Raw genomic sequence first — 25863 nt, forward strand, 5'->3', positions numbered from 1 at the left:
GCGGGCACACGGTGTGGTACGAGTCGGCGTCGGACGGGAGAACGGGGAAGTCGGTGACGAGCAAGAGGACGGACACCGGGGCGACGGGTGTCAGGGCGAAGGGCTGGGCGCATTCGTTTCCCGTGTCGGGAGGCGTGCACGCCGGGCGACGGTGGACACGAAGGCAGTTGGAGTTCCTTCCATGGACCGCGGACGAGCCCGAGACGGTGGACGCCGTCGTCCTGGCCGTGTCCGAACTCCTCACCAACGCGCACATCCACGCGCACAGCGACGCGCGTCTGATCCTCACCTGGGACGGCGACTGCCTGCACGTGAGCGTGCACGACGAGGACCCGACACTGCCGCGCCAACGCACACCGAAGCCGGGGGAGACCTCCGGTCGCGGCGTGGGCATCGTGCGGATGCTGGCCGACGAGCTGGAGGTGAGGTGCCAGCGGCACGGCAAGACGGTGTCGGCCTGCTTCCGTCCGGCGAGCGCCGACCGCCCCGCTGCCGAGCGGCCGGACGCCGAACGGCCGGGCACCGACCGGCCCGACGCCGGCTGAGGGCCGCTGCCGCACGGCGAGTCGTACGATGGCGTGTCTGCCCCGCCCGCCGTTGCGCAGGGACGGTGAGGGGAGGGTCGGGAAGCGCCGTACAGCGGCACATGGGAAGCAGGGGAGAGAACGTGGATGCCTCCCATGACGTGCACGAGCCAGGGTCGGCACGGTCGTCCGAGGGCACGGCGCTGGAGATCCGCTCTCTGCCGGGCCGCCCGGGGATCCGAGCCGCCGGAGAGATCAACGTGATCACCCGCTCTTTTTGGGAACACGCTCTGGTGGACCTGGCGAACGCCCACACGGACGTCTCCTTCGTGGAGCTGTCCGACCTGATGTCCATCGATGTGGGCGGTGCGGCGGCGCTGGCGGTCACCGCGCAGCGACTGCCCACGGGCCGGATCGTCGTGGACCGTCCACCGCCGGAGCTGGAGCGGATCCTGGACATGTTCTGGCCCGGCCTTTCGACGATCGAGGTGGCGGGGCGATGAGTACGGCCACGAGCAGTGAACACGAACCCTTTGTGCACCCTGCGCTGTTCTACCGGGGCAGGGAGCAGTACACGGCCGGCGCGGTGCCGTTCCTGCGGGCGGGGCTGTCCGCCGGCGAGGCCGTGGCGGTCGCCGTCCCGGGCCCCCACCTCGAGCTGATCAGGGCCGCGATGGGTGCGCGTGCTGCCGAGATCGAGTTCCTCGACATGACCAGGGTGGGCCGCAACCCGGGACGGATTATTTCCGGGGTGCTGCGTGCCTTCGCCGACGCCCATCGGGCCGGACGGGTGAGGATCATCGGCGAACCGATCTGGGCCGACCGCTCGGCCGTGGAGTACCCGGCCTGCGTCCAGCACGAAGCCCTCATCAACGCGGCCTTCCAGGGTCGGCACGTGACGATCCTGTGCCCGTACGACGCGGACGCCCTCGCCCCGGAGACGCTCGCGGACGCCCACCTCACCCACCCCGTCGTCATCGACGCCGGCGTCGAACGGGCCAGCGAGGCATACGATCCCGAGCGCGCCGTCGCCCACTACAACCGGCCGCTCGCCCACCCGGCCGGGGCGGCTTCCCTCGCGTTCGACGCCGACGCGCTCCCGTGGGCCCGTTCCTTCGCGGTGCAGGAGGCCCGGCAGTTGGGCCTGACCGGCGACCGGTTGCAGGATCTGACGCTGGCCGTGGCGGAGCTGACCACCAACAGCGTGGTGCACGGAGAGGGGACGGGCACCCTGCGCGTCTGGGCAGAGGGGCCGCAGCTCGTGTGCGAGGTCCACGACCGAGGCCGCCTGACCGACCCCCTGGCCGGCCGCAGGCCCCCGGCACGCGACCAGTTGGGCGGCCGCGGTCTCCTGCTCGTCCACTACGTCGCCGACCTCGTGCGCCTGCACACCACCGAGGCCGGCACCACCGTCCGCTTCTACCTGGACCTGTGACCGTGCCGCCCGCTCGCGAACCGTCCGGGGTCAGTAACTCAGCGCGTCCTCGGCCGTTCCGAGGAAGCTGGTGACCGTGCCGTCGTTCACGGTGACAGGGCCGTCGGCGATCGTCACCGTCGCCGGGCTCTCGGCGGCAGTGAGCGCGACCTCCACCTGGTGGGCGGTCTTGCCGCCCTCGGTGCCGAGGCCCGCGAACAGGATTCCGGCGTAGGCGATGTCGCCGGGGTTCAGGAGCCAGTCGTCGACGGTCGGGCCGCGGTGCTCCGCCGCCCCGTCGAGCCCCGGGATCGTGATGACCAGGTCGTTCGCCGCCAGTAGGCAGGGGTCGCCGCTGTTGTTGGTCGCGGTCAGCAAGGCGTGGCTCGCCTCCTTGGACGCTACGGTGACGTTGTAGCGCAGGTCGGTCGTCTCGCACATGCCCACGCCGCCGTCCTGGTCGTCCTCCGTCCCCGACCCTCCGGACCCGGACGTGCCGGATCCGGACTTCCCGGTCCCGGACTTGCCGCTCCCCGACTTCCCGGAGCCGGACTTCGACGGCGGCGGGGTGCTGCCACCGTCGGCGGAGTCGCCGCCCTCGCCACCCGGTTCGGCCGTCGTGGACGCCTCGGCGTCGGTGTCCGAACCCGCTCTGGACGGGCTCGCCGACGTTCTCGGCGAGGCCTTGTCCTTGTTCTTGTCCGTGTCGCCCCCGCACGCGGTCAGTGCCACGATGCCGAGCGAGCAGGCGGCGAATACGGCGGTGAGACGGCGCGAACGAACCGTGTGAATCATGAGAAACCCCCCGAGAGTGTGAGCGTCCGGGTGATCGTGCCTCATGGGAGCGCTTCCTCCACCCGCTCGCACCGAGAGGGAACCGTCTGCGGACAGCACTGTGACACTGTGACCGAGCCGGAGGATCGACAACGCCCATGCGATCGGCGGCACGGCGGATTTCGGCCGACCTGACCGGCCTGACCGTTTCTGAGTACGTGTACTCAGGCCCCGCGACGATCACTTGGGCAGACTGTGGCGTCCATGACAGGCGAGTGAGGGAGTGGACGTGAACCGAACGAGGGCAGCCCTGGCGGTGACGGCGCTGACGGTCTGTGCGCTGGCGGGATCCGGCGTGGGGTCCGCCGCCGCGGCCGGAGAACCCCTGCTGCCCCACCCCGGCCCGGAGGGCCTGGTGTGGGTGGAGGAACAGGTCGGCGACGGTGGGGTGGCGTCGGGGGGCGCCTGGGAGAGGCTGCCGACCGTCCTCACGGTGGCGTGCGAGGGCGGCGGTGAGGTGCGGGTGACGATGAGATCGCGGGAGACGGAGGTCGCCGCGTTCACGGTCGACTGCCCGGCGGGAACCGCCGGCGTCGGATCGGTGACCATGGACCCCGGCGTGGTCCGGAAGGGCTCCTTCGCCATCGGGGTCGACGCGTCGTCCGAGACGATCCGCTGGGCACTGACGGTGACCCAGCCGGAACTGCCGGAACAGCCGGCATAGCCGGAGCGCATCGGAAGCGATCCAGGGGCGCGCGACGGCACGGAGGTCTCAGCGACGACGCCGACGTACGGCCTGGTGCCGCTGTCCGCCCGCCGAAGGACGCCGGGAACCCCGTTCCGGGGCCGGTTCAGTCGCGGCCGGGGCAGGGCGGACGGTGGTCGAGGCCCGGGAAGTGGCGGGTCCACTGGGCGGGAGTGAGCGGGGCGTCGACGTGGGTGCAGGCGTGGGCCCGTACCCAGGAGACGTCGGTGTTCCAGATCTCGATCGTGTGGTCGTTGCTGAGGGTGGCCACGGTGTCGGACGCCGCCAGGGGCAGGACGACCGCGAGACCGCCCGAGAGACCGGTCAGCAGGGCTCGTTCGCCGGGACGTGAGCGGTCGGACGCCTTCCACAGGCGTACGGTGCCGTCCTGTCCGGCGGTGATCACCTCACGGCCGTCCCGGGTGAACTCCACATGGCCGATCATGCCGGTGTGGGCGTGGAGCCGGCCGAGCCTGCGGTGCGCGCGCGGATCGGCGACGTCCCAGAGGCGCGCCGTGCGGTCGTCGCTGCCGGAGACGAGCGTACGGCCGTCCCGGCTGAAGGCGAGTCCGACGACGAAGTCGTCGTGGTCGCGGAGCACGGCGATCGTGGCGGCGTGGCGCGGGTCGGTGACGTCCCACAGACGGACGGTGCGGTCGTCGGAACCGGAGGCCAGGGTGGAGCCGTCGGGGCTGAAGGCGACCGGTTTGACGTTGAGCGCGTGGCCGGTCAGTTCTCCCAGGAGGCGTGGGCGGTCGAGGGCGCGGACGTCCCACAGCCGGACGGTGTCGTCGTAGCTGCCGGTGGCGAGCGTGCGGCCGTCCGGGCTCACGGCCAGGGAGAAGACGAACTCGTCGTGGCGGCTGGGGGTGGTCGACCGCAGGCGCGGTCGGGCGGGGTCGGCCACGTCCCAGAGCCGGATCGCGCGGTCCTCGCCGATACCGGCCAGTACCCCGCCGGGGCCGAAGGCCAGCGTGTGGGCGCCCTCGGGGTCGCCGTGGGCCGTGCCCAGCAGACGGGGGTCACGGGGGTCGGCCATGTCCCACATCCGGAGACTGCCGTCGTCGTGCGCGGTGGCGAGCCTGCGGCCGTCGGGGGTGGCGGCCAGGGCGTGGACATGGCGGGCCAGGGTGTACGGGGCGACGCTGAGCAGGCCGTTGCGGGTGGCCCGGTTGGCTTCCAACCGGTAGGCCGCCAGCGCCAGTTGCACGGCGAGCGAGCGGTCGCGGGTACGCAGGGCCGCCGCGTTCTCGACGGCCTGGAGTGCGAGGAGGTGGTTGCGCTGCGCGGCGACGGTCTGCTGGGAACGCAGCGCGTGACCGACGGCGGCCGCGGCGCACAGGAGCAGGACGACGAGGGCCGCGACGAGGCGGCGCAGTCGGCGGACGCGGTGGCGGGCGTGCCGGGTCTGCGCCTGTTCCGCGGCCTCGCTCGTCTCCAGGAAGGCGCGTTCCCGGGCGGTGAGCGTCTCCTTCGGGAGGTCCCTGGCGGCGGCCAGCCGCAGGCCCCGGTACAGGGTGTCCGGGTCGCGGTGCAGGGACTCCCAGACGGTGGTGGCCTCGGTGAGCGCGTGGTGCAGGCGCAGCCGGTCGCGGTTCTCGCCCAGCCAGCCGCCGAACCGGGGCCAGCAGCGGATCAGGGCCTCGTGGGCGATCTCGACGTGGTCCCGGTCGACGGTCAGCAGGCGTGCCCGGGTGGCTTGTTCGAGGACGAGCGCGGTGTCGTGGCTGTCGTCGAGCTCATGGCGCGGCACACGGCGCTTGGTGTCCTCGGTGCCCTCACCCAGGGCGATGAGACGCAGGAACAGCAGTCGGGCGACGGTCTGCTGGGAGTCGTTCAGGGACGCGTGGAACGCCTCGGCGGTCTGCGCGAGGGCGCCCTCGAAACCGCCTGCCGCCTGGAATCCCGCGAGGGTGAGAGTGTTGCCGCGCCGTCGGCGCCAGGTCTCCAGAAGGGCGTGCGAGAGCAGGGGGAGCGCCCCGGGCCGGCCGTGGGCGTCGGCGGTGAGCGCCGCGAGAAGGGCGCCCTCGACGGTCAGCCGGACGCGGGCGGCCGGCTGGACGATCGCCGCCCGCAGCTCGTCGAGCGTCATCGGACCGACGGGGACGTGGGCCTCCGCCAGGGCGTCGACGAGGGCGGGCAACCGGGTGCAGTGCGTGTAGAAGTCCGACCGTACGGCCAGCACGACGCGGCAGCGGCTGTCTGCGGCGTGCGCGGCATGCAGGAGAGCCGAGACGAACGCGTCGCGTTCCTCCGCGTCGGGGCAGAGGGTGAACACCTCCTCGAACTGGTCCACGACGACGAGGAGTTCGTCGGCCGGATCCGGTGAGCGGGCCAGGATCTGGCGTACGACACGGTGCAGTGTGCGGGGTTCCGAGGCGAGTTCGTCCGCGACGGCTCCCGGAGTGAGACGGGCTCGGGCCGCCAGCTGGATCGCGCATTCCTCCAGGGGGCGCGCGCCGGGAGTGAATACCAGGGCCGGTTCGCCGGGGAATTGGGGGAGCACACCGGCGCGCAACACCGAGGATTTCCCGGATCCCGAGGCGCCGAACAGAACGAGGAATCTCTTTCTGCTCAGATGTTCGACGAGTCTTCCGGTCAGATTCTCCCGGCCGAAGAAAGCGTCGGCGTCCGACTGTTGGAAAGGGGTCAGACCGACATAGGGCGAGGTGGCCGTGGCCTCCTCGCCCCCGGTGGGCGCCGAGGCGGGAGTGCCGCTCCCGGTGGCGCACGCGGCGGCCGTGGTGTGCCAGAACAGCTCCCATTCCCGCACGTCACCGCCACAGGCACGGACGTAGGCGAGGGTGACTGCCAGTGACGGCAGTTGACGTCCCGACGCGGCCCCGGAGAGCGCCGCGATCGAATAGTGCGCCCGTCGTGCGAGGTCCCGATAGGTGGGACTTCCCGACTGCTCCCGCAGTTTTCGCAACCGCGCCGCGAAATCCCGCAGTGGTCCGCTCTCCGCTTCCAGCGGTCGCTCTCCTCGTGGCACCCGAAAATGCACCTCCCCCTGAGCCATTCGGGATTGTTCACCATGCGTTTGTTCAGCGCCAGCCCGCCGATCGTGAACAACGCGCGGCGGCTACAAACGGAGCGTCGACTCACCACGGCCGATCCAGGAGGACCCATGAACGCCTACACACGGCACCGCGCCGGCCGACCGCTCGGGGGCGCGGTGACCCCGCCCCCGCTCTCCGCACCCGACCCGGTCGAGAGGACCGAACGCCGCGACGCCCCTGACCGGCTGGGGCACTTCACCGCCGATCAGCTGGGACGGCTGTGCGAGGTGGCCGGCATCGGCGCGCGGCAGCGGACCACGCACCAACGGGTGCTGTCCGAACTCCTGGGCCCGGCCGCCGCGCTGCCCCTGACCGACCCACCGCCCTCCCTCCTTCGTGTCGGACGACCACACACCGGTGGAGTTCTCACTGACGTTCCCCGCCGGTGGCGCCCCCGTCCTGCGGGTGCTCGTCGACCCCGGCTTCGCCGCCCGGTCGCTGCCGGACAACGCCCGCACGGCACGGGCGGCCGTGGGACGCCTGGCCACCCAATGGGGCATCGACCTGGGCGAACTGACCCGCCTGAGCGACCTCTTCCTCCCACCGGAACCCCACGGACCGCTGACCCTGTGGTGCGCCCTCGACCTGCGCTCGGCCGGCCCCACCGGAGTCAAGCTGTACCTGAACCCGGGCGCCCGGGGCGTCGAGCGCGCCATGGAGACCGTCACCGAGGCCATGATGAGGCTCGGCCACGCCCGGGCCTTCGAACCGGTACGGCGCCATGTGGCCGCCCGCTCGCCGGAGCGGGCCGCGTTCATGTTCTTCGCCCTGGACGTGGGCCCGTGGGCCGAGCCACGGGTGAAGGTCTACGTCGTCCACCCCGGCGCCACGGCCGCCGACGCGGCGGACGCGGCCCGCCTGGTGCCCGGGGCGTGCCCGGAACGCGTCGCTGAGCTGTGCCGCCTCGTCGGCGGGGAGGGCCCCTTCGACCGGCTTCCGCTCGTCTCCTGCTACTCGTTCACCGGCGCGGACACCCACCACCCGACCGGCCACGGCCTCCACGTCCCCGTCCGGGCGTACGTCCGCGACGACCGGGTGGCACGCGACCGTGCCGTACGGTTCCTGCGCCGGTACGGGGTGCGCAGCACGCCGCTCGACCGTGCCCTCGACGCGCTCACCGTCCGTCCCCTGACCGCGGGCGTCGGCCTCATCTCCTATCTGAGCCTGGTCCAGGCGGGGCGGCAGGCACCCCGGATCACCACCTACTTCTGCCCCGAGGCCTACCGCGTTCTCCCCCCACGGCAGGGCACCGCATCGCCGAGCCCCGCCCCGGCCCCTGCGACCGAGCGGGGATCCACGGCGCCGCAATCCACCCCACAGGGCTTCACGGTCCCGCGTACGACCGGCTGAGCCCGGCCCGCCCACCCGTCCGACAGCACACCGAAGGGAAGACCGATCATGGAGCCGTACCGGATCAAGGTCGTGGAGCCGATCCCCGTCACCACCCGCGCACAGCGTCAGGCCGCCCTCGCCCGTGTCCAGTACAACCTCTTCGACCTGCGGGCCGACGAGGTCACCGTCGACCTGCTCACCGACTCGGGGACCGGAGCCCTGTCCGCCGCCCAACTCGCCGCCGCCATGGACGGCGACGAGTCCTACGCGGGCTCGCGCTCCTTCCACCGCTTCCACGAGACCGTCCGCGAACTCACCGGCTACCCGCACATCCTGCCGGTGCACCAGGGACGCGCGGCCGAACGGCTCCTGGCCTCGACGCTCCTCGGCCCCGGCAGGATCTTCCTGAGCAACACGCACTTCGACACCCTGCGGGCCAACGTCGCCCTGGCCGGGGGAGAGGCCTGGGACCTGCCCTGCCCCGAGGCCGAGGACCTGGACAGCGCCCAGCCGTTCAAGGGGAACATCGACACCGCCCGTCTCAAGCAGCTCCTGGACGGACCCGACGGCGGCCGCGTCGCCGCAGTGATCATGACGCTCACCAACAACGGCGTCGGCGGGCAGCCGGTGTCCATGGCCAACCTGACCCTGACCTCCGCACTCTGCCGGGAACACCGTGTGCCCCTGATCCTGGACGCGGCACGGTTCGCGGAGAACGCCTGGCTGGTCACCCAGCGGGAACCCGGCTACCGCGACCACAGCCCCCGGCAGGTCGCCGAAGAGGCATTCCGGCTCGCCGACGGCTGCACGATGAGCGCGAAGAAGGACGGCATCGCCCATATCGGCGGCTTCCTCGGCCTGAACGACGGCGAGCTGGCCCGGCGCTGCGAGCTGCTGCTCATCGCGACGGAGGGGTTCCCCACCTACGGCGGACTGGCGGGCCGTGACCTGGACATGGTCGCCCAGGGTCTGCGCGAGGTCACTGACCCGGAGTACCTCCGCGCCCGGGCCGAGGACACCGCCTATCTGGCGGACGTGGTGCGGTCGGCCGGCGTCGACATCGTCGAGCCGCCCGGGCTGCACGCGCTCTACCTCAACGCCGGCCGTCTGCTGCCGCACATCCCGCCGCACCAGTTCCCCGGACAGGCACTGGCCTGCCGCCTGTATCTGGAGGGCGGCATCCGTTCCGTCGAACTCGGCTCCCTGTACCTGGGCACCGAGGACGAGACCGGCGCCCCCCTCGCCAGCGCCCCGTACGAACTGCTGCGGCTGGCCGTTCCCCGCCGCACCTACACCCGCGGCCACTTCGACCACATCGGCCGTGCGCTGGCCCGCACGGTCCGCGACGCGCATCTCGTCCCCGGCCTCCGGATCACCGAACAGCCGCCCCTGCTGCGCCAGTTCCGCGCGAAGCTCGCGCCGGTGGCCCAGCGCCCGTGAGCCGCAGCCCGCTGATGCCGCTCGACCGGCACGACGAAGCGGCGGGAACCCTCCCTCAGCCCCGAAGGCCTGAGCCGCCGGGTTCCCGCCGCTGCGCCGGCCCGGGCGCGGAGACGGTCAGCGCTCGCAGCTGTCCTTCAGGGCGTTGGCGTCTCCCGTGCGGGTGTCGGTGCCGCCGTCCCCGAAGGAGCGGTCGTTGCCGGGTGTGGAGTCCCCGGCGATGAGGCGGTCGTCGACGTTCTGCCGAACATGACGTCGTCCGAACTTCAGGACGGCAACGCCTCCGCGGTCCTGCGTTTCTTCGGCCGCCTGGCCGACCGCGTCTACGCGCAGGACGCCTCCGCCGCTGCCCTGCCCACGCTGTACGCGGCGGTCCCCCTGGTCGGCCGTTCCGCCCGGGCCGGCGACCCCGTCGCGGCCGCGCGTCCGTGGACCGTCTCCGAGGAACTGACGGGGGTCGTCTTCCCCGAGCGGCTGCGCGAGGTGGCCGACCAGGGCTGGGCCGATCCGGGATCCCGCACGCGCGCCCCGGGCGGCCGGGACCCCACCGCTAAGATCCTGGCATGAACGGAGATCGCGACCGTTGGGCCGAACTGACCGGCGGACAGGCCGGGGAGGAGTACGCCCGGCGTTTCGCTCGGCTCGCTGCGTCGGGCCACGACGTCCACGGCGAGGCACATTTCTGCGCGACGCTGCTGGCAGAGCCCGCCGCCCGGGTCCTCGACGCCGGCTGCGGCACCGGCCGGATCGCGATCCGGCTCGCCGAACTGGGGCACTCCTGCACCGGCGTGGACATCGACCCCTCGATGCTCGCCGTCGCCCGCCGGGAAGCTCCCGCGCAGGAGTGGCTCCTCGGCGACCTGGCCCGTCTGGACACCCTGGCCCTGGAAGCGGGGTACGACCTGACGATCGCCGCCGGGAACGTCATCCCGCTCCTGGCCCCCGGCACCGAGGCGACGGTCGTCCGGCAGCTCGCCGCCGTACTGCGCCCCGGCGGGCTGCTGGTCACGGGCATGGGCCTGGACGCGGCCCATCTTCCGCTGCCGGAACCGACGGTGACCCTCACCGAGTTCGACCAGTGGTGCGGCGAGGCCGGACTGACCCTCCGTCAGCGGTACGCCACATGGAGCGGCGAGCCCTACGAGGACGGCTGCGGCTACGCCGTCAGCGTGCATTCCCGCTCCACGACCTGAGCGGCCCGGCCGTGCCCGGCGGGTCTCAGCGGGCGAGGACGCTCGCGAACTTCCGGCCCGCCACCACCGGGTAGCCGAAGTCCGTCGCGTTGAAGGACGTCGCCGACGTGGTCGTCAGCCCGGCGACGGCGCCCCGCAGCACCCATGCCGCGCCGTCGTCGTAACCGTTCGGCACGACGTCCTCGCCGTACGCGCCGATCGCGAGGTCGGCCGCGGGAGACGCCGGACGCGACAGCCCCCGTACGGCACGCGCTCCTACTGCTCGCCCAGACCGACGGCCCGTTGGTCCACCTCGATCTCCGAGCGGGCCACGCCCTGGAACCGAGCGGGCCGGAAGGACCCGAGGAGGCTCTGCTCGTGATCGGTGGTGAGCTCGGCCGCGACCAGCCGCCCCAGGATCGGTGCCAGGGTGATGCCGCTGTGTGAGACGAGGCAGTAGACGCGGGACCGCGCTGAGGCGTAGCCGGCGATGGTGTGGCCGTCCGCCGGCAGCGACCGCAGGCCCACCCGCAGGTCGATCCGCGGCTCCCGGCGGGGGCCGGGCAGCAGCGCGGTGAACCGCCGGGCGAGGGTGCGCGCGAGGTCCCCGTCGACGGTCGGCGGTCTTGCCGGGTCGACGTCCGCGTTCAGGTCCAGGGCTTGCAGGACGGTGCCCCCGTCGGCGGAGGGGCGGAGGTTGAGACCCGGGCTGTGCACCACGCAGCGCAGGTCGAGGACGGGGGACGTGGTGTACCCGAGGAGGCCGACCGTCTGCGCTCCACGACCGGTGTCGGTCACCATCGGGATGTCGATGCCGGCCCGCGCGGCGAGCCGCCCGGTCCAGCGGCCCGCCGCCAGGACGACGCGATCGCCTGTGTGGACCTGGCCCCCGACCAGGGTGACGGCGACCGCGTCCGGCCCGTCGTCGACGGCCTCGATCTCCCCGGTCAGGTATCTGGCGCCGTGCCGCTCCGCGTCCGTCAACAGGTTCCGTACGAAGAGCTCCGGCAGTACGTACCCCTCGCCGGGGAAGTGCGCGATGGAGGTGATGGTCGCCGGGACGCGGAGTTCGCCCGCTGTCCGCGTGGCCTCGTCGACCGTGACCCAGTGCACGGGGTAGCCGAGGGACCGCAGCCGTGCCACGTTGTCGGCGAGCCGCTGCTCGTTCGCGGCGTCCGCCCATTGCAGTGCTCCGCTGCGGAAGTAGGACGGCGCACCGGGCAGTCGCTCGGCGAGCCTGGCGTGCTCCTCCATCCCCGCGAGGTTCAGCCGGTGGTATGCCGGGTCGGGCTTCCTGCTGGAGTTGGTCCAGGCGAAGGTGGTCGCGCTCGTCCCCGTGCCCGCTCCCCGCTGATCGAGGAGGAGAACATCCTGGCCGGCGACGGCGAGCTGCCTCGCGACACTCACGCCCAGGACACCGGCACCGATGATGATGACCTTCATGGTTCGCGCATCCCCTTTCCGGAGGCGACTGGTGCTCACATGGCCGGGACCGGCAGCTCCAGGAAGAACTCGGCGGTTCCGGGCCGGACGAGGGTCGTGACGACCTCGACGGTGGTCGCGTCCTCGGCGCGCAATTCCCTGCGCCGCATCAACGCCGGTGTCCCGACCTCGCTGTTCAGCAGTGCGGCGTCCCGCTCGCCGAGGACCACGGGGTCGAGGTAGAGCCGGATCGCGTCGACCGGCACGCCCCTGCGCCGCAGATAGGGGAGGGTGACGAGGTCTTCGAGGTTCTCGTTCAGCAGGTCGGGGGCGGCCGCGAAGAGCACCACGTGCCGTTCGACCGACTGCGGCTCCTCGCGCACGTCCAGTTTGCGGCGGACCAGCTCCACCACGGCCGTGTCCGCTGCGGCGCCGGGGAGGGCCAGGACCGCGTCGGCGGCCCGCACGATCCGCGCCGAGACGACCTCGTGGCGGCCCGGTGTGCCCTTGGCGGCTGTCGCCGGGGTGACGAAGTTGAGCAGGTTGATCTGCCGCGCCACGTCCGCGACGAACGTACCGTGCCGCCGTCGGCGGATCGCCAACCCCGCCTCCGCAAGGTCGTTGAGAACCCGCTGCGCCGTGGCACGACTGACGCCGTGCTCGACGGAGAGATCCTTCTCGGTCGGCAACCGGGTGCCGGGCGGCAGTTCCCCGGCCCGGATCCTCGCTTCGATCTGTCGTCTGATCTGAACGTAGAGCGGCGCGGCCAACTGACCAGTCCGTTCCTCGAATCCGCCGACTGGCGACATGGTGCCCAGCCATACCCCGACACATTGACCATACAATCTACCAATTGACCGGTCAATTGGTGGAGTTGATGGATCTCGTACCGTGGCTCCGCATGACCGATGTCGAGATCGAGATCACCGCGGAGCTGGTGCGCGATCTTCTCCAGGAGCAGTACCCGGACCTCGCGGGGCTGCCCCTCCGTGCGGTGGCGGGCGGCTGGGACAACCAAATGTGGCGCCTCGGGGACGAGTTGGCCGTGCGCATGCCGCGCACGCAACGTGCCCCGGATCTCCAGTGTGGGGAGCGTCGGTGGCTGCCCGTCCTGGCCCCGCGCCTGCCGCTCCCGGTGCCGAGACCCGTACGCACCGGCGAACCGTCCGCGCGCTTCCCTCACCCCTGGACCGTCATGACCTGGGTCCCGGGCGAGCCGCTGGACCACAGCTCCATCAGCCGTGGGGACCACGCGGCCGACGAGTTGGCGCACTTCCTCAGGGCACTTCACGTGGAGGCGCCCGCCGATGCGCCGATCAGTACGGACCGCGGCGGTCACCCCGGCGAGTCCACCGGAGGCTTCGACCACTTCTTCCACGCCGTACCTCTGGGCGGCTCGGCCGATGAGGTCCGGGCCGTCTGGGACGACGCCGTCGCGGCCCCCGACTGGGAGGGTCCGCCGCTGTGGGTGCACGGAGACCTGCATCCCGCGAACGTCGTCGTCGCGGACGGGACGCTGGCGGGCGTCGTCGACTTCGGTGACATGTTCGCCGGCGATCCGGCATGGGACCTCGCGGCCGCCTGGGTCGTCCTTCCCGAAGGCGCCGCCGCTCGGTTCTTCGACGTGTACGCGCGTGCCGACGAGGCGACGATCCGCCGCGCCCGCGGACTCGCCGCCATGAAGTGCCTGTTCCTCATGCTCATGGGCCTGAACGGAGACCGGGGCCTTCCCGGCGGCAAGCCGACCTGGGGCCCCGCCGGCCGGGCGGCGCTCGGCCGGGTCACCTCCGGCCTGCGTTAGACCGCCGACGGAATGCCGCTCCCCGGGATCCGGCGGCCGAGGAAGGCGGCCACCTGGTCGAGGGCCGGGGCGTGCTCGGGTGCGGGCCGCACCGGGGCGATGGAGCCGCCTGCCGTGCGGGGCAGGGCGCCGTAGATCTCCCGGACGACCGGAAGGGCGGCACGCGCGACGTCGGGCTCCAGGTCACGGTCGAGGCCGAGCGCGGTCGCGAGGTCCCAGCCGTGGACGAGCAGTTCGACGAGGAGTTGCTCGACCACGCGACGGCCGGGAGCGGGACCGAAGGAGCGGTCCAGCACGCCCGGTCGCAGGCACGCCTCGCGGGCCCCGGCGGCGGCGGTCTCGAAGGCCGCGATGTGGTCGTCGCCGAGATGGTCCTCGGTGTGGCCGACGGTGGGGGGCGTGCCCTGGGCCAGGCCGCCCCAGATGATGTTCTCCCACACGAGGTGTCCGAGCAGGTCCCGCACGGTCCATGCCTCGCAGGGGGTCGGCCGGTCGAACCGCTCCGGTGTCGCCGCCCGTACGAGTGCGTGCACGGTGTCCTGGACACGCGTGAAAGCGTTCAGGACACCGCCAGGCCAAGGATCGGTGTCGTCCGTGTAGAGGGCTTCGAGTACGGCGGCCCGGGCATCGGGCGCGGGGTTGGCGCGCAGCGCGGTGACGAGCCACCGGCCCTCCTCCGCGATGCCGGCGGGCGCGGGTCGGCCGCCCAGGACACACAGCAGTTGCCAGAAACGCTCGACGGCCGGTTCGGCCGCGGCGGTGAGCTGCTCGCACAGCAGCGCGCGGGCCGCGGTGCCGTCGGAGTGCACGGTGGGATCGGTGTTCGCGCGGCTGGGCAGCCAGGCGGCGACGACGTCGGCGACGACCTGGTCCGCGGCCGGCGAGTCCGCCGCGGTGCCGGCCCGCATCGCCTCGCGGACGTGCTCGGTCCAGGTGTCGGTGAGGGCGCCCATCTCCTCCGCGACGGAGGCGTCCCGCACTCCCCGCTTCTGACGGGCGGCGTACTCGGCCATGCGCCGCACGGCGGGACGCAGGTCCCCGTCGGCGATGAGTTCGCCCAGTTCGAGCCAGGCTTCCACCTGCTCGTCGGTGGGATCCTCCGGAATGTCGGAACCGGCCGCGAGGAGACCCTCGCGGAAGTGCGGCACCTCGAGATCGCCGAGGGTGTCGGTGAGGAAGTCGTGGACCAGCGCGCGGCGTTCGTCGGGGGACAGGTGGGCGGTGCGCGTCATCAGAGCGAGTCCTTCGTGGGTCGTACGTCGGGTGACGGTGCGCAGGACGGCCTGGTGGGTCCGCAGACGGCGGATCTGCGCCTCCAGTGCCTCGACGTGTGCGGCGGCCACCTCCGTGAGCCCGCCCTCCCGGTCCAGGGCGGCCCGGATGTCCCCGAGCCCCATCCCCAAGTCCCGCAGTGTGCGGGCCAGGTGCAGCCTGGCCACGCCGGCGGCGTCATAGCGGCGGTAGCCGCCGCCGGTCCGGCCGACCGGTGTCACGACGCCCACGTCCGACCAGTGCCGCACCACTTTCACGGGCAGACCGACCTGCCGTGCCACGGCCCCGATGCTCCACGTGGGCCGCGAGGCGTCGTCCCTGTGCATGCGCTCCACTCTTGACTCTCCCTCCGTGGGAGAGTCAAGCACCCCGCCGGGCGGGCCCGGCTAACCCAGGGTCTGATACACCCGAGCTGTCACAGGCGGGTGTTCGGGGGATTCCGGGCAACGGTAGATCTGCAGTTGCTCGTCACTGAGGTCGATCGTGGTCGGATCGCCCACCGGCGGATAGCACGGCCGGTCATCGGCATCGGCGTCCTCGATCGGACGCCAGCCGCCTCTGTTGTGCCCGTTCCACTCGCTGAGACCTACGGTGAGCAGGGGTTCGGCCACCGCCCCGCACCCGCAGCGTTCCGGACTGCCACCGTCGTGCTCGTCCGAGTGGACTGCCCCCCAGCCGCCCGTCTTCCATCCTGGAGCCACCGCGAACTCGGTGTAGTCGTGCCCGGTTTCCTCCTGCCAGGCGCGCACCCGTGCGCGTACGTCAGCGGGGAGCTGGGCGAATGCCGGATACTCGGTCACCTCTTCCGGATGCAGGACACAAGGCGCGGGCCAGTAGTCCTCCATTTCGATCACGGCCGGTTCCGGCGGGGGCGACAGAACCGCGGTGACCTGGTCGGCGCGGCGCCAGCGCACATGGACGCCCGGAATGTCGTCGTCGTGATCCATGAACGGGCACCACAGGATCTGGAGCAGATCCGCCCCGTCGGGGCCGTCCAGACCGGGGACGTCCCGCGCGTAGAGCTGGGCGATCGGCAGCAGGGGCACCGGATCCGTATGGGGACCGTCGACCTTCTTCGGTTTGTTCCGGTCGAAGATCGCTTGCTCCTCGGGCGTGCGGGGCACGTCCTCAGGACGGGACGACCAGGTGACCGTGACGTGATGGGCGCCGCGGACCGCCTCCAGCTCCACCACCTCGTACACCTCGTGCGACCGTGTGCACGTCGGCCACGGCTCCTCCCGAGGCCACAGCAACGGACCGCCCACCGAACTGTCCTCGATCGTCGGCGAACCCGCACGCGGATGCAGCCGAGTGACGTTCCGGGACAGGGTGGCCAAGTCGGGAAAGAGCGTGGCCACATCCAAGGGGCGCGGCGGCGTCGTACGTGTCATGACTTTCTCCTCTTCCGGATCCTGGAGTCATGGAAGCATCCGGCACTGACACGCCCCGCAGAAATGGGCTTCAAGTCGGCTTCTCCCAGGCCGAGTTGTTGCAGGATCCCGATGCCATGTCGCCGTCGATCACATGGTCGGACACGTCCGGTCGCCGTCTGCTGGGTGTCCTGCTCGTCCTGCTGGTGCAACTCCTCGCGGTCGGTCCCGGTGCGGCGGACGCCGACGCGGCGGCCGGGGCGCGGGCGAGCGTGGCCGCGACGCCGGACCGCGCCCGCTACGACGTGTCCCTGCGCTCCGACAACGACGGCAGTCACTGGAGGGGGCGGCAGCGGGTGTCGTTCCGGAACACCGCCCGCCAGCCGCTGCGGGAGGTGTACCTCCGCCTGTGGGGCAACGGCGAGGACCAGTGCGGGACGCCCGGAACGCCGCCGCCCGTCACCGTGTCGAACGTCGTCGGCGGCACGCCGGGCCGGCCCACCGTCCGGTGCACGGCCCTGCACATCGCCCTCCCCAGGCCCCTCGGGCACGGGGAGCGCACCTCGGTGGCCTTCGACGTCTCCCTCACCGTGCCCGACCGCAACGCCCGCTTCGGCCGCGACGGCGCACACCGCTTCCTCGGCAACGCCCTCCCGGTGCTCGCCGTACGCGACGCGCGGGGGTGGCACCGCGACCCGTACGTGGCACTCGGCGAGAGCTTCTACGCCCTGGCGAGCGACTTCCGGGTCCGGCTCGACCACCCCACGGCCCTGAAGGTGCCCGCGACCGGCCGCACCCGGGCCCTCCCCGGCGGCAGCGGCCGTACGGTCACGCTGAGCGTCGCGCACCGGGTGCGGGACTTCGCGTGGGCGGCGGGCCCGTTCCGCACGGCGACGGAGACCACGCCCGGGGGCGTGCGCGTGAAGTCGTACTGGGCGAGCGACACCCCGGCCGAGGGAGTACGCCTCAACCGCGTGGACGCCGTCGCCGCGATCGACCGCTTCGGAGGGGAGCTCGGCCGCTACTCGTACGGTTGTGATGACCAGCGGTTTCGGCGGCGGCATGGAGTACCCGGGCCTGGTCCTGGTCGGCACCACCGAGGAGGGCGGCGCCGTCGTCCACGAGGTGGCGCACCAGTGGTGGTACGGCATCGTCGGCAACGACGAGTACACCTCACCGTGGCTGGACGAGAGCTTCGCCCAATACGCCAACGCCCGCTTCTACGGGTGGGAGACCCGCGACTGCTGGTCGGAGGTCTCCTGGCCGAGCGACACCGCCGCGCTGACCGACTCCATCGCGTACTGGTCCGAGCACCGTGGTGAGTACCACCTCATCTACTTCGCCGGATCCTGCGCCCTGGCAGACCTGGAACGCACGCTCGGCGCCGACACCATGGCCCGGCTCCTCAAGCGGTACGCCGAGGACCACTGGTACGGCGTCTCCACCACGGCCGCGTTCAAGAAGGCGGCCCAGGAGGCGACGGACGAGGACCTGGGCCCGTTCTGGGAGAGCCACCGCATCCGGTGACGATGCCTCACACAGCGGGAGCCCGCGCCACGTCACCACGGCCACCGGCCGCGTCATCGACTACGACCACCTGGTCCTCGGCACCGGCTCCCGCCCCCTCGTCCCACCCGTCCCCGAAGCCGACGTCACCGGCTGCTTCGCCTGGCGGACGGCGTGGCCGCACTGCTGGCCGAAGGGCTCACGGCTCCCGGTATCGGCACGACCGTGACGACGGTGACGGGTAGTGCCGTGTGACGGACCACGCGGACGCCGGACATGGCGTCAACTCACCGGGCGCGGTGGCGATTCCTCCGGATGGCAGTTGACAGAGCGGCGCGGGGAATCGCCTCCACCGAGTCGGCCGTCGGTAGCCTGATCGTCGTGATGGTGGGCACTGAGGAATCCCGGCTCGTCGTGCTGCGCGGCAACAGCGCCTCGGGGAAGTCGTCCGTGGCGGAGGGCCTGCGGGAGCGGTTCGGTCGTGGCCTGGCGCTGGTCGGCCAGGACAACCTCCGCCGCACGGTTCTCCGCGAACACGACCGGCCGGGCGCGGCGAACATCGGCCTGATCGACCTGACGGCACGTTACGCCCTCGACGCGGGCTTCCATGTCGTCGTCGAAGGCATCCTGTACGCCGACCGTTACGGCGACATGCTCGCCCGCCTCCGGGCCGACCATCGGGGGCCGACCCACAACTACTACCTGGACGTCCCGTTCGACGAGACCCTCGCCCGGCACGCCACCAAACCGATCGCCGAGGTCGTCGAGGAGGCCCGGTTGCGGGAGTGGTACCGGCCCCGGGACCTGTTGCCCGGCGGGATCGAGACGGTCATCGGCGCCGACAGCGCCCTGGGGCAGAGCGTCGACCGCATCATGACCGACACGGGCCTGGCCCACCTGCACCCGGCGGACCGCTGACCGGGACCCGGTCGCGGCAGCCTGGTCGCTAACCTGTGCGAGTGACGCACACCGATGACCGCGGTTTTCCCGCCGCGCTCGCCGCCGCCATGGCCGCTCCGTTCGATTACGCGGGCGGCGACGGGGTTGACTTCGAACCTTTCGAGGCGTTCCTGTCCGCCGAGGAGACCGCCGACTGGTTGCGGGCATGGACGGGAAACGACCAACTGGACGGCGATGCCTTCCGCGTCTTCGGCCAGGACGGCTCGGGCGGGTGCGCGGCGTTCTGGCTGATCCGGCCGGGTCGGCCCCTGGCGGACCAACCCGTCGTCTTCCTCGGCTCTGAGGGGGAGACCGGAGTCGTGGCACGTGACCTGGGCGACTTCCTGTGGCTGCTGGCGGACGGGGTCGGCCCCTGGGAGGCGGCCACATCGTACGAACCGGACTGGACCCCGACTCCGGATCACGGACTGACGGCTGTCGCCGAACGCTTCGCTCCGGACCGCCGTCGATCGGCCGCAGCCGTGATCGAGTTGGCCACCCAGGAGTTCCCCGACTTCGACGACATCGTCATGGCCCTCTGCCGCTGAGAGGACGCTGGGAGGAAGCCGCATCGATCGCGGGGGCAGCCGCACGTCGGGGGCGCGCCGTGCGGCGACGTGGTCGTGGCTCGTTCGTACCCGAGCCGTTGCTCCGGCCGGGCGCATGCGGGGCGCGGTGCGGCACCCGGGCGGGGAGGTCGGCGTCATGACACCCTCCGTGACAAGGCGGCTCGCGGGCGTCCTGCTTCTCTGGCTCGCCGTCGTCCCCGGGTGCTCGCGGCGTCCCCGGCCGGCGGGGTTCGGGGCTCGGGCGGGTCGGTCCCGACCGTCGACGATCCACTGCCGGCATTCGAGCAGCACTCGCCGGGCCGTGCCAGTGCCGATGCAGGCGTCGGTATCGGTATCGGTTTGCGCATCGGTGAGGTGCGTCAGCGCATCGGCCCGCAGCCCCGAACGGGACACGGCCGGGTCGGCAGCTAGGGGGTGTTTCGAAAGTCCCGCACAGCACCCACGGCGCCCGGCACGCACTCTCGCCGCACCGGCCGAAACCCCAAGTACGTCCAGTACGAGGGCTTTCGTCCGGCACGCCGAGAGCACGCACCGGACACCGCGGGCACCGCACAGGACTTTCGAAACACCCCCTAGCAGGCGCAGGGCCGAGCGCACATGGGCGTCCAGCCGGGCGGCCGCGGCAGGGGCCGCCGTCGGACGGAAGGGTTCGTCGAGGGCGACGGTGGATCGGTATGCGGCCAGGGGCAGCGTGGGGGACCGGGTCTCCGTCCCGGTGGCGGCATCTGATCCGACGCGGATCGGCATCATCGAAAGCTTCGGGTGGTGCGGGGGGCGAGGTTCGCCGATGGCGGTCTCGCGCGTCGGCGCGCGAGGTCGGCCACCGGCGGGTGACTCACACTTCTTCGAGTGTGCTGACGCCGCTGACGTGTGTTCGAAGGCGGGCGGTGTGCGGCCCGGTCAGAACAGGCCGTTGCCGTGCGGCAGTTCGGCAGGCACGGGGGCGATGACGTCCCAGTGCTCGACGATCCTGCCGTCCGCGACACGGAAGAGGTCGTAGTACGCGACGGGCACACCGAACTCGCCCTCGGACTGGGTCAGGACGAACTCGCCCTCGGCGACGATCCGGTGGACCTTCCTGTAGACGAGGTTCTTGCCCTGCTCGGCCCACTTGGCCGCTGCCGCCCCGAAACCGTCGAGGCCGTCGGCGGCGTCGGTGTTGTGCTGGTGGTAGGTCTCGGTGGAGATGTAGTCGGTGAGCACCGAGTAGTCGGCGCCGACGAGGACCTTCTCGGCGAACTCGGCCACCAGGGCGCGGTTGGCGTCGGTCCTGTCGGTCTCGGTGACCGCTGTGGGGCCGTCGGTCTGGGAGCGGCCGGGGACGGTGTCCAGGACCAGCGGGGTCAGGGCGTCCCAGTGCTCGGCCGGCTTGCCGTCGGCGTCGATCCGGAAGATGTCGAACCCGACGAGGGGCTTCGGACCGAAGCCGTGGTAGGTGCCGTGCAGGGCGACGAGGTCACCGTCGGCGATACCTCGGGCGCCCGCGTAGCGGAAGTCCTCGCCCAGGCCGGTGACCAGCCCGCGCAGGGCTTCGGGGCCGTCGGCGGCGAGCGCGCTGTGCTGCTTGCAGCCCACGGCCACCCAGCGGTCCACGGGCGCGGGGTCCTTGTCCCCGAAGAGTTCGGTGGCGGCCTGAAGGACGGTGCTCTTCGCGTTGCTCATGACCGGCTTCCTTGCTCGGGGACCTGGCCGGGACGGTTCGAAGGCCCGGCGGACATGTGTTCAAACTATGCCGACGGCATGAGATTGCCCCGCAGTGATGGCGACCAAAGATGTTCAAAAAGCGACACGCTGGTCTCTGTGTGCGTCAGCGGGCCACGGCACGGACCACGTCGGCGAGGGGCGTGGCGGGACGGCCGGTGAGGCGGGGCACGGCATCACTGACGCCGTCCAGTTCGCCGGCGGCGATGGCCGTGTAGGTGGACACCCAGGCGTCCAGCTGCCAGTCCGGAGCGCCGTATGCTGCACGGGAGGCGTAGGCCTCCTCGACGGTCTCCTGCCGGTAGGTGACGGCACGTCCGAGCCGCTCGGACAGGACGGTGGCCGCCTCGTCCAGCGAGAGCGACTCGGGTCCGGTCAGGTCGTACGTCACGCCCGCGTGGTCGTCCGGCCGGGACAGCACCGCGGCGGCCGCGTCGGCGATGTCGTCCTGGGCGACGAACGCGGCGCGCCCGCTGCCGGCCGGACCGCGGATGGCGCCGTCCTCGCCGACGAGGTCGGGGACGAACTCCGCGTAGAGGTTGTCCCGGAGGAAGGTGTACGCCAGCCCGCTCGCGCGGATGTGCCGCTCGGTGTGGAAGTGGTCGCGCGCCAGGGTGAAGGCGGCGTCGGGCGCCGCACCGTAGAACGAGAGGTACACCAGGTGCCGTACACCCGCCTCGACGGCGGCGTCCACGAACGCCTTGTGCTGGGCGAGCCGGTCGGCGCTCTCGGAGGCGGAGACCATGAAGAGCGTCCGAGTGCCCGCGAGGGCGTCCAGCACGGCGTCCCGGCCGGCGTACTCGCCGCGCACGGCGACCGCCCCGGTCAGCCGAGGGGCGCGCTCCGGGCTGCGGACCAAGAGTTTCTGCGGCAGTCCTCGCTCCGCCAGGCGTCGGGCGACGCGGCCGCCGATCCGACCGGTGGACCCGGTGACGACGGTCGTGGGGGTGGATGCGGCGGTGGTTCCGGACATGTGGGCATGCCTTCCCGTAGACGTTCCGTTCCCCCCTCCCTCCCCAGCGGGCACTGTCAACATACGGAGAGAGCTGGGAGGAAGCCGGATAAACTTCCGACTGATGATGGCCAAAAACCGACACGACTGCCCACGCGACATCCCGGAGATCCTCTTCGCCGCGCCCGCCGGTACACCCGCCGGCATCGAGGTCATGTCGCTGGCCGAGCTACGGCGGCGCGTCTCCGAGGACGCCCTCGCCCGGCCCCGACGCCCCGGATTCCATCATCTGCTCACGCTCACCTCGGGCGCCCTCCGGCACGTCGTCGACTTCGACGGCTACGCCCTGCGTCCGGGCTCCTGGCTCTGGGTCCGACCGGGGCAGGTGCACCAGTGGGGCGACCTCGCCCACGCCGAGGGCACCCTCATCCTCTTCCAGCAGGACGTGCTGGACCCGGCCACGGCGACAGCCGCGAGGGTCGACGATCCGTACGCACCGGTAGTCACCACTCCCGGCGCGGCCGACGCCGAGGCGGTGGCCATGGCCGCGGACCACCTGAGCCACGAGTTCCGGTCCCTCGGCCGTCTGCCTCTCGACATGCACATCGCGGCCCTGCGGCACCTGCTCGCCGTCCTCCTGCTGCGGCTGGCCCACCTCACCGGCCCGTCCGACGGCCCCGCTCCGGAGCCCGACGCGACCTACCTGCGCTTCCGGGACGCGGTCGAACGGCACTTCACCGCCACCCGACGGGTGGAGGACTACGCCCAGATGCTCGGCTACTCGGGGCGCACGCTGGCCCGGGCGACCCTGTCGGGCGCCGGGCTCAGCGCGAAGGAGTTCATCGACCGCAGGGTCGTGCTGGAGGCGAAGCGCCTGCTGGCGCACAGCGACGACAGCGCGGCCCAGATCTCGGACCGCCTCGGCTTCGTCACGCCTTCCCAGTTCAGCAAGTTCTTCATACAGCGCACGGGTCGTACCCCGATCGACTTTCGCATCGGGGTACGGGGGCGTGCCGCAGGATCGGAGCCGTCGCCGGCGCCCGGCCGGGGCGCCGACGGGCGGACCGATCAGAACGGATAGTGGGCCTGCTGGGTCGCGATGGTCACCCAGCGGGTGTTGGAGAACGCCTCGATGCCCCAGCGGCCGCCGAAGCGGCCGTAGCCGGAGGCCTTGATCCCGCCGAAGGGGGCCATCGGCTCGTCCGCCACCGACTGGTCGTTCACGTGCACGATGCCGGTACGGATCCGGCGCGCGACGGCCAGTCCGTGGGTGGCGTTCTCGGTGATGATGCCGCAGCTCAGACCGTTGTCGGTGTCGTTGGCGACCGCCACGGCGTCCGCGTCGTCGGCGACGGCGGTGTCCGGGAGGTCATGTCGCATCGTAGCGCCGAGCGTTTGAACTATCGGAACACGCTCCGACAGACCGGATGATCACACCCGTACGCTGCGGGCCGTCGCCCACGCGGCCGGCATCTCGTCCAGCATGGCCGACCGGCGACGTGTCTTCGAGGTCGACCTGATCGGTACCGCTCTGCTGACCGAAGCGCTGCGGCCGCTCGCCACCGAGGGCACCGCCCACGTCTACTTCTCCTCCATGTCCCCCGGCTCGTGCGGGTGGAGCCGGGAGGCGGTCGGCAAGGACATCGAGCAGTCCACGCCGACCCACCCGTGGGCGTAGTACGGCGTGGCCCGCGTCGCGTGCAGGGAAGCGGTGCGGCTCGGACCGGTCGGGGCACGCGTCTGCTCGCCGGCACCGGGCATCATCGACACCCCGCAGGGCCGACAGGAGGCGGCCCCGCAGGCAGCGATGCGGCGGCTCATGGACGTAACACCCCCTCCGCCGCACCGGCCGCTCGGAGGAGGTCGCGGCCGTCGTCGCGTTCATGATCTCCGACGAGGCGAGTTTCCTGAACGGCGTCGACATCCTCGTCGACGGCGGTGTCCTCGCCGCCGTCCGCGACGGGTGACGGCACGCGCACTGGTGGGGGGAGTGGTGTGGGCCGGGGAGCGTGCTGATCGACTGGTTCGCTCTCCAGCCGCTACTCGTCGGTTACCATCTGCCGCGGCAGGGGGCCCTCCCCGGTCGTCGAAGAGGGAGACTTGGCCAGGTGAACGTTCCCGACCCCACGGCGACGGACGCGGGCCGGCCCGCTCGCCCGGTCACGGTGCGCCACCACATCGGCGGCGCGTGGACCGACTCGCTGGGCGGAGGGACCTACCCCGATCACGACCCGTGGACCGGAGCCGTCATGGCGACGGTCGCCGCGGGTGACGCGCAGGACGCCCGCCGGGCGGTGGACGCCGCCCAAGCGGCCTTCGCCGGGTGGGCCGAGGCGCTGCCGGCCGAGCGACAGCGGGTCCTGCTGAGCGCGGCCGAGGTCCTCGACCGCCGTCGCGAGGAGGTCATCGGCCTGCTCACGAGGGAGACGGGGTGCGGCCGCCACTACGCGACGGTGCAGGTGGACTTCAGCGTCTCGCTGCTCCGCCAGGCCGCCGGACTTCCCTACACCGCCGTCGGACAGGTGCTGCCCTCGGACACCCCGGGGACCCGGGCGCTCGCCGTCCGCGGGCCGGTCGGAGTCGTCGCCGCCATCGCCCCGTGGAACGCCTCGCTGGTGCTGTCCGGTCGCAGCGTCGTCGCCCCGATCGCCCTCGGCAACACGGTCGTCCTCAAGCCGTCCGAGGAGTCTCCCCTCACCGGCGGCACCCTCTGGGCGGAGATCTTCGCGGAGGCCGGGCTCCCGCCGGGCGTCCTCAACGTGATCACCCATGCCCCCGGCGACGCCGGTGCCATAGCGGACTCGCTCCTGTCCCACCCCTCGGTGCGCCGCGTCAACTTCACCGGCTCCACGCCCACCGGCCGCCGTCTCGCCGAGACGGCCGGCCGCCATCTCAAGCGCGTCGTCCTCCAGCTCAGCGGCCAGAACCCGCTGCTCGTCCTCGCCGACGCCGACCTGTCCTACGCGGTCGACGCCGCGATCTACGGCGCGTTCGTGCACCAGGGGCAGGTGTGCATGTGTGCCCGCCGGATCTACGTGGAGCGACCGATCGCGGAGGAGTTCACGCGCCGCTTCACCGAGAGGGCGGCCGCGCTGCACGTCGGTGACCCGCACGACCCGCGCACCGTGGTCGGACCGGTGATCAACAAATGGGCGCTGTCCCTCCTGGACCGTCGTGTCGAGGAGGCTGTCTCGATGGGCGCCCGCCTGCTGACCGGGGGAGCGGCCGAACCGCCGTGCTACCCGCCCACCGTCCTGACCGACGTCCCCGAGGACGCCGAACTCGCCTTCGACGAGACCTTCGGCCCGGTCGTGACCCTGGAGACGGTCGACGACGCCGACCACGCGGTGGAGCGCGCGAACGCCTCCCGCTACGGGCTGACCGCGAGTGTGCTGACCGGCGACGTCCATCGCGGACTGGACATCGCCCGCCGCCTCCAGGCGGGGATAGTGCATGTCAACGACCAACCGGTCAACGACGAACCGAACATGCCTTTCGGCGGCGTGAAGGAGAGCGGCTGGGGCCGCTTCGGCACGGGGTTCGCGGCCGAGGACTTCACCGAACTCCGCTGGATCACACTGCGCGGCGAGCCCCGAGACTTCCCGTTCTGACCGACCGGAAGTTCCGGCGGACCGATCCGCAGCACGACGCGGCGCCCGGCCGGTCGCGGGACGTACCCGCGCACCGAAACGAGACGCCGTTCGCCCGCCGGCCTCCGCTGGACAGCGACCACTCCTGGTCGGACGCGCCGGTGCAGTTCCACAGCTGGATCTTGGAACCGTCCGCCGTCGCCGTACCGGTCACGTCGAGACAGAGACCGAACAGGTCGTTGCTGACACTGCCGTCGGCCGGGCGCGACCACGGGCTCGGC

General features: G+C 72.0%; 25 protein-coding genes and 2 pseudogenes. 16 read left to right on the plus strand and 11 right to left on the minus strand.

Going from position 1 to position 25863, the window contains the following annotated elements; genetic code table 11:
• Positions 1–53: 53 nt before the first annotated feature.
• The 3 genes from E4N62_RS25795 (at position 54) to E4N62_RS25805 (ending at position 1959) form a co-directional block, all read left to right on the plus strand.
• Positions 54–545: an ATP-binding protein gene (locus tag E4N62_RS25795; RefSeq protein WP_230218401.1), complete on the plus strand. Its 492-nt coding sequence runs from the start codon at positions 54–56 to the stop codon at positions 543–545.
• Positions 546–667: 122 nt separating this feature from the next.
• Positions 668–1027 carry a hypothetical protein gene (locus E4N62_RS25800; protein ID WP_230218403.1) on the plus strand — a complete coding sequence of 120 codons (360 nt, stop codon included), beginning with the start codon at positions 668–670 and terminating at the stop codon, positions 1025–1027.
• Positions 1024–1959 carry an anti-sigma factor RsbA family regulatory protein gene (locus tag E4N62_RS25805; protein ID WP_230218405.1) on the plus strand — a complete coding sequence of 312 codons (936 nt, stop codon included), beginning with the start codon at positions 1024–1026 and terminating at the stop codon, positions 1957–1959. The genes E4N62_RS25800 and E4N62_RS25805 overlap by 4 nt, the downstream gene beginning before the upstream one ends.
• Before the next feature lie 30 nt (positions 1960–1989).
• Here E4N62_RS25805 and E4N62_RS25810 read toward each other — a convergent pair whose 3' ends face one another.
• The gene (locus E4N62_RS25810; RefSeq protein ID WP_230218415.1) at positions 1990–2733 is read right to left on the minus strand and encodes a DUF4232 domain-containing protein; all 744 of its coding nucleotides are present in this window, start codon (positions 2731–2733) and stop codon (positions 1990–1992) included.
• Between the two features lie 268 nt (positions 2734–3001).
• Here E4N62_RS25810 and E4N62_RS25815 point away from each other — a divergent pair, with 268 nt between their 5' ends.
• Entirely contained in the window at positions 3002–3436 is a 435-nt protein-coding gene (locus tag E4N62_RS25815; protein ID WP_230218417.1) for a hypothetical protein, read from the plus strand.
• Positions 3437–3563: 127 nt separating this feature from the next.
• Here E4N62_RS25815 and E4N62_RS25820 read toward each other — a convergent pair whose 3' ends face one another.
• Positions 3564–6449: a hypothetical protein gene (locus E4N62_RS25820; RefSeq protein WP_230218419.1), complete on the minus strand. Its 2886-nt coding sequence runs from the start codon at positions 6447–6449 to the stop codon at positions 3564–3566.
• A 424-nt stretch (positions 6450–6873) separates the two neighbouring features.
• Here E4N62_RS25820 and E4N62_RS25825 point away from each other — a divergent pair, with 424 nt between their 5' ends.
• The 4 genes from E4N62_RS25825 (at position 6874) to E4N62_RS25840 (ending at position 10481) form a co-directional block, all read left to right on the plus strand.
• On the plus strand, positions 6874–7866 hold the full coding sequence (locus E4N62_RS25825) for a tryptophan dimethylallyltransferase family protein (protein ID WP_230218422.1): 993 nt from the start codon (positions 6874–6876) through the stop codon (positions 7864–7866).
• 48 nt (positions 7867–7914) lie between these two features.
• Complete coding sequence (locus E4N62_RS25830) at positions 7915–9288, plus strand: tryptophanase (RefSeq protein WP_230218424.1); 1374 nt, start codon at positions 7915–7917, stop codon at positions 9286–9288.
• 249 nt (positions 9289–9537) lie between these two features.
• Positions 9538–9855 (plus strand): hypothetical protein, encoded by a 318-nt coding sequence (locus tag E4N62_RS25835; RefSeq protein ID WP_308185621.1) that lies wholly within the window; start codon positions 9538–9540, stop codon positions 9853–9855.
• Positions 9852–10481 (plus strand): bifunctional 2-polyprenyl-6-hydroxyphenol methylase/3-demethylubiquinol 3-O-methyltransferase UbiG, encoded by a 630-nt coding sequence (locus tag E4N62_RS25840; RefSeq protein ID WP_230218426.1) that lies wholly within the window; start codon positions 9852–9854, stop codon positions 10479–10481. The genes E4N62_RS25835 and E4N62_RS25840 overlap by 4 nt, the downstream gene beginning before the upstream one ends.
• Positions 10482–10506: 25 nt before the next feature.
• Here E4N62_RS25840 and E4N62_RS25845 read toward each other — a convergent pair whose 3' ends face one another.
• The 3 genes from E4N62_RS25845 to E4N62_RS25855 all read right to left on the minus strand — a co-directional run bounded on the left by E4N62_RS25845 (position 10507) and on the right by E4N62_RS25855 (position 12691).
• The gene (locus E4N62_RS25845; protein WP_230218428.1) at positions 10507–10656 is read right to left on the minus strand and encodes a hypothetical protein; all 150 of its coding nucleotides are present in this window, start codon (positions 10654–10656) and stop codon (positions 10507–10509) included.
• 80 nt (positions 10657–10736) lie between these two features.
• The gene (locus tag E4N62_RS25850) at positions 10737–11903 is read right to left on the minus strand and encodes an FAD-binding oxidoreductase (protein WP_230218431.1); all 1167 of its coding nucleotides are present in this window, start codon (positions 11901–11903) and stop codon (positions 10737–10739) included.
• 35 nt (positions 11904–11938) lie between these two features.
• Complete coding sequence (locus E4N62_RS25855; RefSeq protein ID WP_230218434.1) at positions 11939–12691, minus strand: GntR family transcriptional regulator; 753 nt, start codon at positions 12689–12691, stop codon at positions 11939–11941.
• Positions 12692–12783: 92 nt separating this feature from the next.
• Between E4N62_RS25855 and E4N62_RS25860 the strand changes: the two genes are divergently transcribed.
• Complete coding sequence (locus tag E4N62_RS25860) at positions 12784–13683, plus strand: aminoglycoside phosphotransferase family protein (RefSeq protein ID WP_230218493.1); 900 nt, start codon at positions 12784–12786, stop codon at positions 13681–13683.
• On the opposite strand, the gene E4N62_RS25865 is transcribed toward E4N62_RS25860, so the two are convergent.
• Together E4N62_RS25865 and E4N62_RS25870 are read right to left on the minus strand one after the other, a co-directional pair.
• Positions 13680–15236: a TIGR03086 family metal-binding protein gene (locus E4N62_RS25865; RefSeq protein WP_230218436.1), complete on the minus strand. Its 1557-nt coding sequence runs from the start codon at positions 15234–15236 to the stop codon at positions 13680–13682. The two genes, E4N62_RS25860 and E4N62_RS25865, sit on opposite strands and share 4 nt — an antisense overlap.
• Positions 15237–15341: 105 nt before the next feature.
• A complete protein-coding gene (locus E4N62_RS25870; RefSeq protein ID WP_230218452.1) occupies positions 15342–16346 on the minus strand; it encodes a hypothetical protein in 1005 nt (334 codons plus the stop codon).
• Between the two features lie 116 nt (positions 16347–16462).
• Here E4N62_RS25870 and E4N62_RS25875 point away from each other — a divergent pair.
• The 3 genes and pseudogenes from E4N62_RS25875 (at position 16463) to E4N62_RS25885 (ending at position 19318) form a co-directional block, all read left to right on the plus strand.
• A pseudogene (locus tag E4N62_RS25875) lies at positions 16463–17852 on the plus strand (M1 family metallopeptidase).
• A gap of 363 nt (positions 17853–18215) precedes the next feature.
• Positions 18216–18749, plus strand: a complete 534-nt coding sequence (locus E4N62_RS25880) for an AAA family ATPase (protein ID WP_230218495.1) — start codon at positions 18216–18218, stop codon at positions 18747–18749.
• Positions 18750–18790: 41 nt separating this feature from the next.
• Positions 18791–19318 carry an SMI1/KNR4 family protein gene (locus E4N62_RS25885; RefSeq protein WP_230218455.1) on the plus strand — a complete coding sequence of 176 codons (528 nt, stop codon included), beginning with the start codon at positions 18791–18793 and terminating at the stop codon, positions 19316–19318.
• 921 nt (positions 19319–20239) lie between these two features.
• On the opposite strand, the gene E4N62_RS25890 is transcribed toward E4N62_RS25885, so the two are convergent.
• Together E4N62_RS25890 and E4N62_RS25895 are read right to left on the minus strand one after the other, a co-directional pair.
• Positions 20240–21001: a nuclear transport factor 2 family protein gene (locus E4N62_RS25890; protein ID WP_230218463.1), complete on the minus strand. Its 762-nt coding sequence runs from the start codon at positions 20999–21001 to the stop codon at positions 20240–20242.
• Between the two features lie 145 nt (positions 21002–21146).
• Positions 21147–22013 (minus strand): SDR family oxidoreductase, encoded by an 867-nt coding sequence (locus E4N62_RS25895; protein ID WP_230218465.1) that lies wholly within the window; start codon positions 22011–22013, stop codon positions 21147–21149.
• A gap of 103 nt (positions 22014–22116) precedes the next feature.
• Between E4N62_RS25895 and E4N62_RS25900 the strand changes: the two genes are divergently transcribed.
• A complete protein-coding gene (locus E4N62_RS25900) occupies positions 22117–23073 on the plus strand; it encodes an AraC family transcriptional regulator (protein ID WP_230218473.1) in 957 nt (318 codons plus the stop codon).
• Here E4N62_RS25900 and E4N62_RS25905 read toward each other — a convergent pair.
• Positions 23061–23342, minus strand: a pseudogene (locus E4N62_RS25905) (aldehyde dehydrogenase family protein); the annotation flags it as partial. The gene E4N62_RS25900 and the pseudogene E4N62_RS25905 sit on opposite strands and share 13 nt — an antisense overlap.
• A 133-nt stretch (positions 23343–23475) precedes the next feature.
• On the opposite strand from E4N62_RS25905, the gene E4N62_RS25910 reads away from it, so the two are divergent.
• The 3 genes from E4N62_RS25910 to E4N62_RS25920 all read left to right on the plus strand — a co-directional run bounded on the left by E4N62_RS25910 (position 23476) and on the right by E4N62_RS25920 (position 25603).
• On the plus strand, positions 23476–23670 hold the full coding sequence (locus tag E4N62_RS25910; protein ID WP_230218475.1) for a hypothetical protein: 195 nt from the start codon (positions 23476–23478) through the stop codon (positions 23668–23670).
• Positions 23671–23875: 205 nt separating this feature from the next.
• Complete coding sequence (locus E4N62_RS25915; RefSeq protein ID WP_230218497.1) at positions 23876–23959, plus strand: hypothetical protein; 84 nt, start codon at positions 23876–23878, stop codon at positions 23957–23959.
• A gap of 141 nt (positions 23960–24100) precedes the next feature.
• Positions 24101–25603, plus strand: coding sequence for an aldehyde dehydrogenase family protein (locus E4N62_RS25920; protein WP_230218480.1), 1503 nt, complete (start codon positions 24101–24103; stop codon positions 25601–25603).
• Here E4N62_RS25920 and E4N62_RS25925 read toward each other — a convergent pair.
• The coding region (locus E4N62_RS25925) for a ricin-type beta-trefoil lectin domain protein (RefSeq protein WP_230218481.1) at positions 25566–25863 on the minus strand (298 nt) is incomplete at its 5' end. The two genes, E4N62_RS25920 and E4N62_RS25925, sit on opposite strands and share 38 nt — an antisense overlap.

The organism is Streptomyces sp. MNU76 (genome assembly GCF_020982545.1).
Taxonomy (GTDB): Bacteria; Actinomycetota; Actinomycetes; order Streptomycetales; family Streptomycetaceae; genus Streptomyces.

What these genes read in the sequence shown, in the direction of transcription:
- E4N62_RS25805 (WP_230218405.1), top strand. Translation starts at nt 1,024, where the DNA reads ATGAGTACGGCCACGAGCAGTGAACACGAACCCTTTGTGCACCCTGCG.
- E4N62_RS25810 (WP_230218415.1), bottom strand. Translation starts at nt 2,733, where the DNA reads ATGATTCACACGGTTCGTTCGCGCCGTCTCACCGCCGTATTCGCCGCC.
- E4N62_RS25830 (WP_230218424.1), top strand. Translation starts at nt 7,915, where the DNA reads ATGGAGCCGTACCGGATCAAGGTCGTGGAGCCGATCCCCGTCACCACC.
- E4N62_RS25835 (WP_308185621.1), top strand. Translation starts at nt 9,538, where the DNA reads ATGACGTCGTCCGAACTTCAGGACGGCAACGCCTCCGCGGTCCTGCGT.
- E4N62_RS25840 (WP_230218426.1), top strand. Translation starts at nt 9,852, where the DNA reads ATGAACGGAGATCGCGACCGTTGGGCCGAACTGACCGGCGGACAGGCC.
- E4N62_RS25850 (WP_230218431.1), bottom strand. Translation starts at nt 11,903, where the DNA reads ATGAAGGTCATCATCATCGGTGCCGGTGTCCTGGGCGTGAGTGTCGCG.
- E4N62_RS25855 (WP_230218434.1), bottom strand. Translation starts at nt 12,691, where the DNA reads ATGTCGCCAGTCGGCGGATTCGAGGAACGGACTGGTCAGTTGGCCGCG.
- E4N62_RS25860 (WP_230218493.1), top strand. Translation starts at nt 12,784, where the DNA reads ATGACCGATGTCGAGATCGAGATCACCGCGGAGCTGGTGCGCGATCTT.
- E4N62_RS25870 (WP_230218452.1), bottom strand. Translation starts at nt 16,346, where the DNA reads ATGACACGTACGACGCCGCCGCGCCCCTTGGATGTGGCCACGCTCTTT.
- E4N62_RS25880 (WP_230218495.1), top strand. Translation starts at nt 18,216, where the DNA reads ATGGTGGGCACTGAGGAATCCCGGCTCGTCGTGCTGCGCGGCAACAGC.
- E4N62_RS25890 (WP_230218463.1), bottom strand. Translation starts at nt 21,001, where the DNA reads ATGAGCAACGCGAAGAGCACCGTCCTTCAGGCCGCCACCGAACTCTTC.
- E4N62_RS25895 (WP_230218465.1), bottom strand. Translation starts at nt 22,013, where the DNA reads ATGTCCGGAACCACCGCCGCATCCACCCCCACGACCGTCGTCACCGGG.
- E4N62_RS25900 (WP_230218473.1), top strand. Translation starts at nt 22,117, where the DNA reads ATGATGGCCAAAAACCGACACGACTGCCCACGCGACATCCCGGAGATC.
- E4N62_RS25910 (WP_230218475.1), top strand. Translation starts at nt 23,476, where the DNA reads ATGGCCGACCGGCGACGTGTCTTCGAGGTCGACCTGATCGGTACCGCT.
- E4N62_RS25915 (WP_230218497.1), top strand. Translation starts at nt 23,876, where the DNA reads ATGATCTCCGACGAGGCGAGTTTCCTGAACGGCGTCGACATCCTCGTC.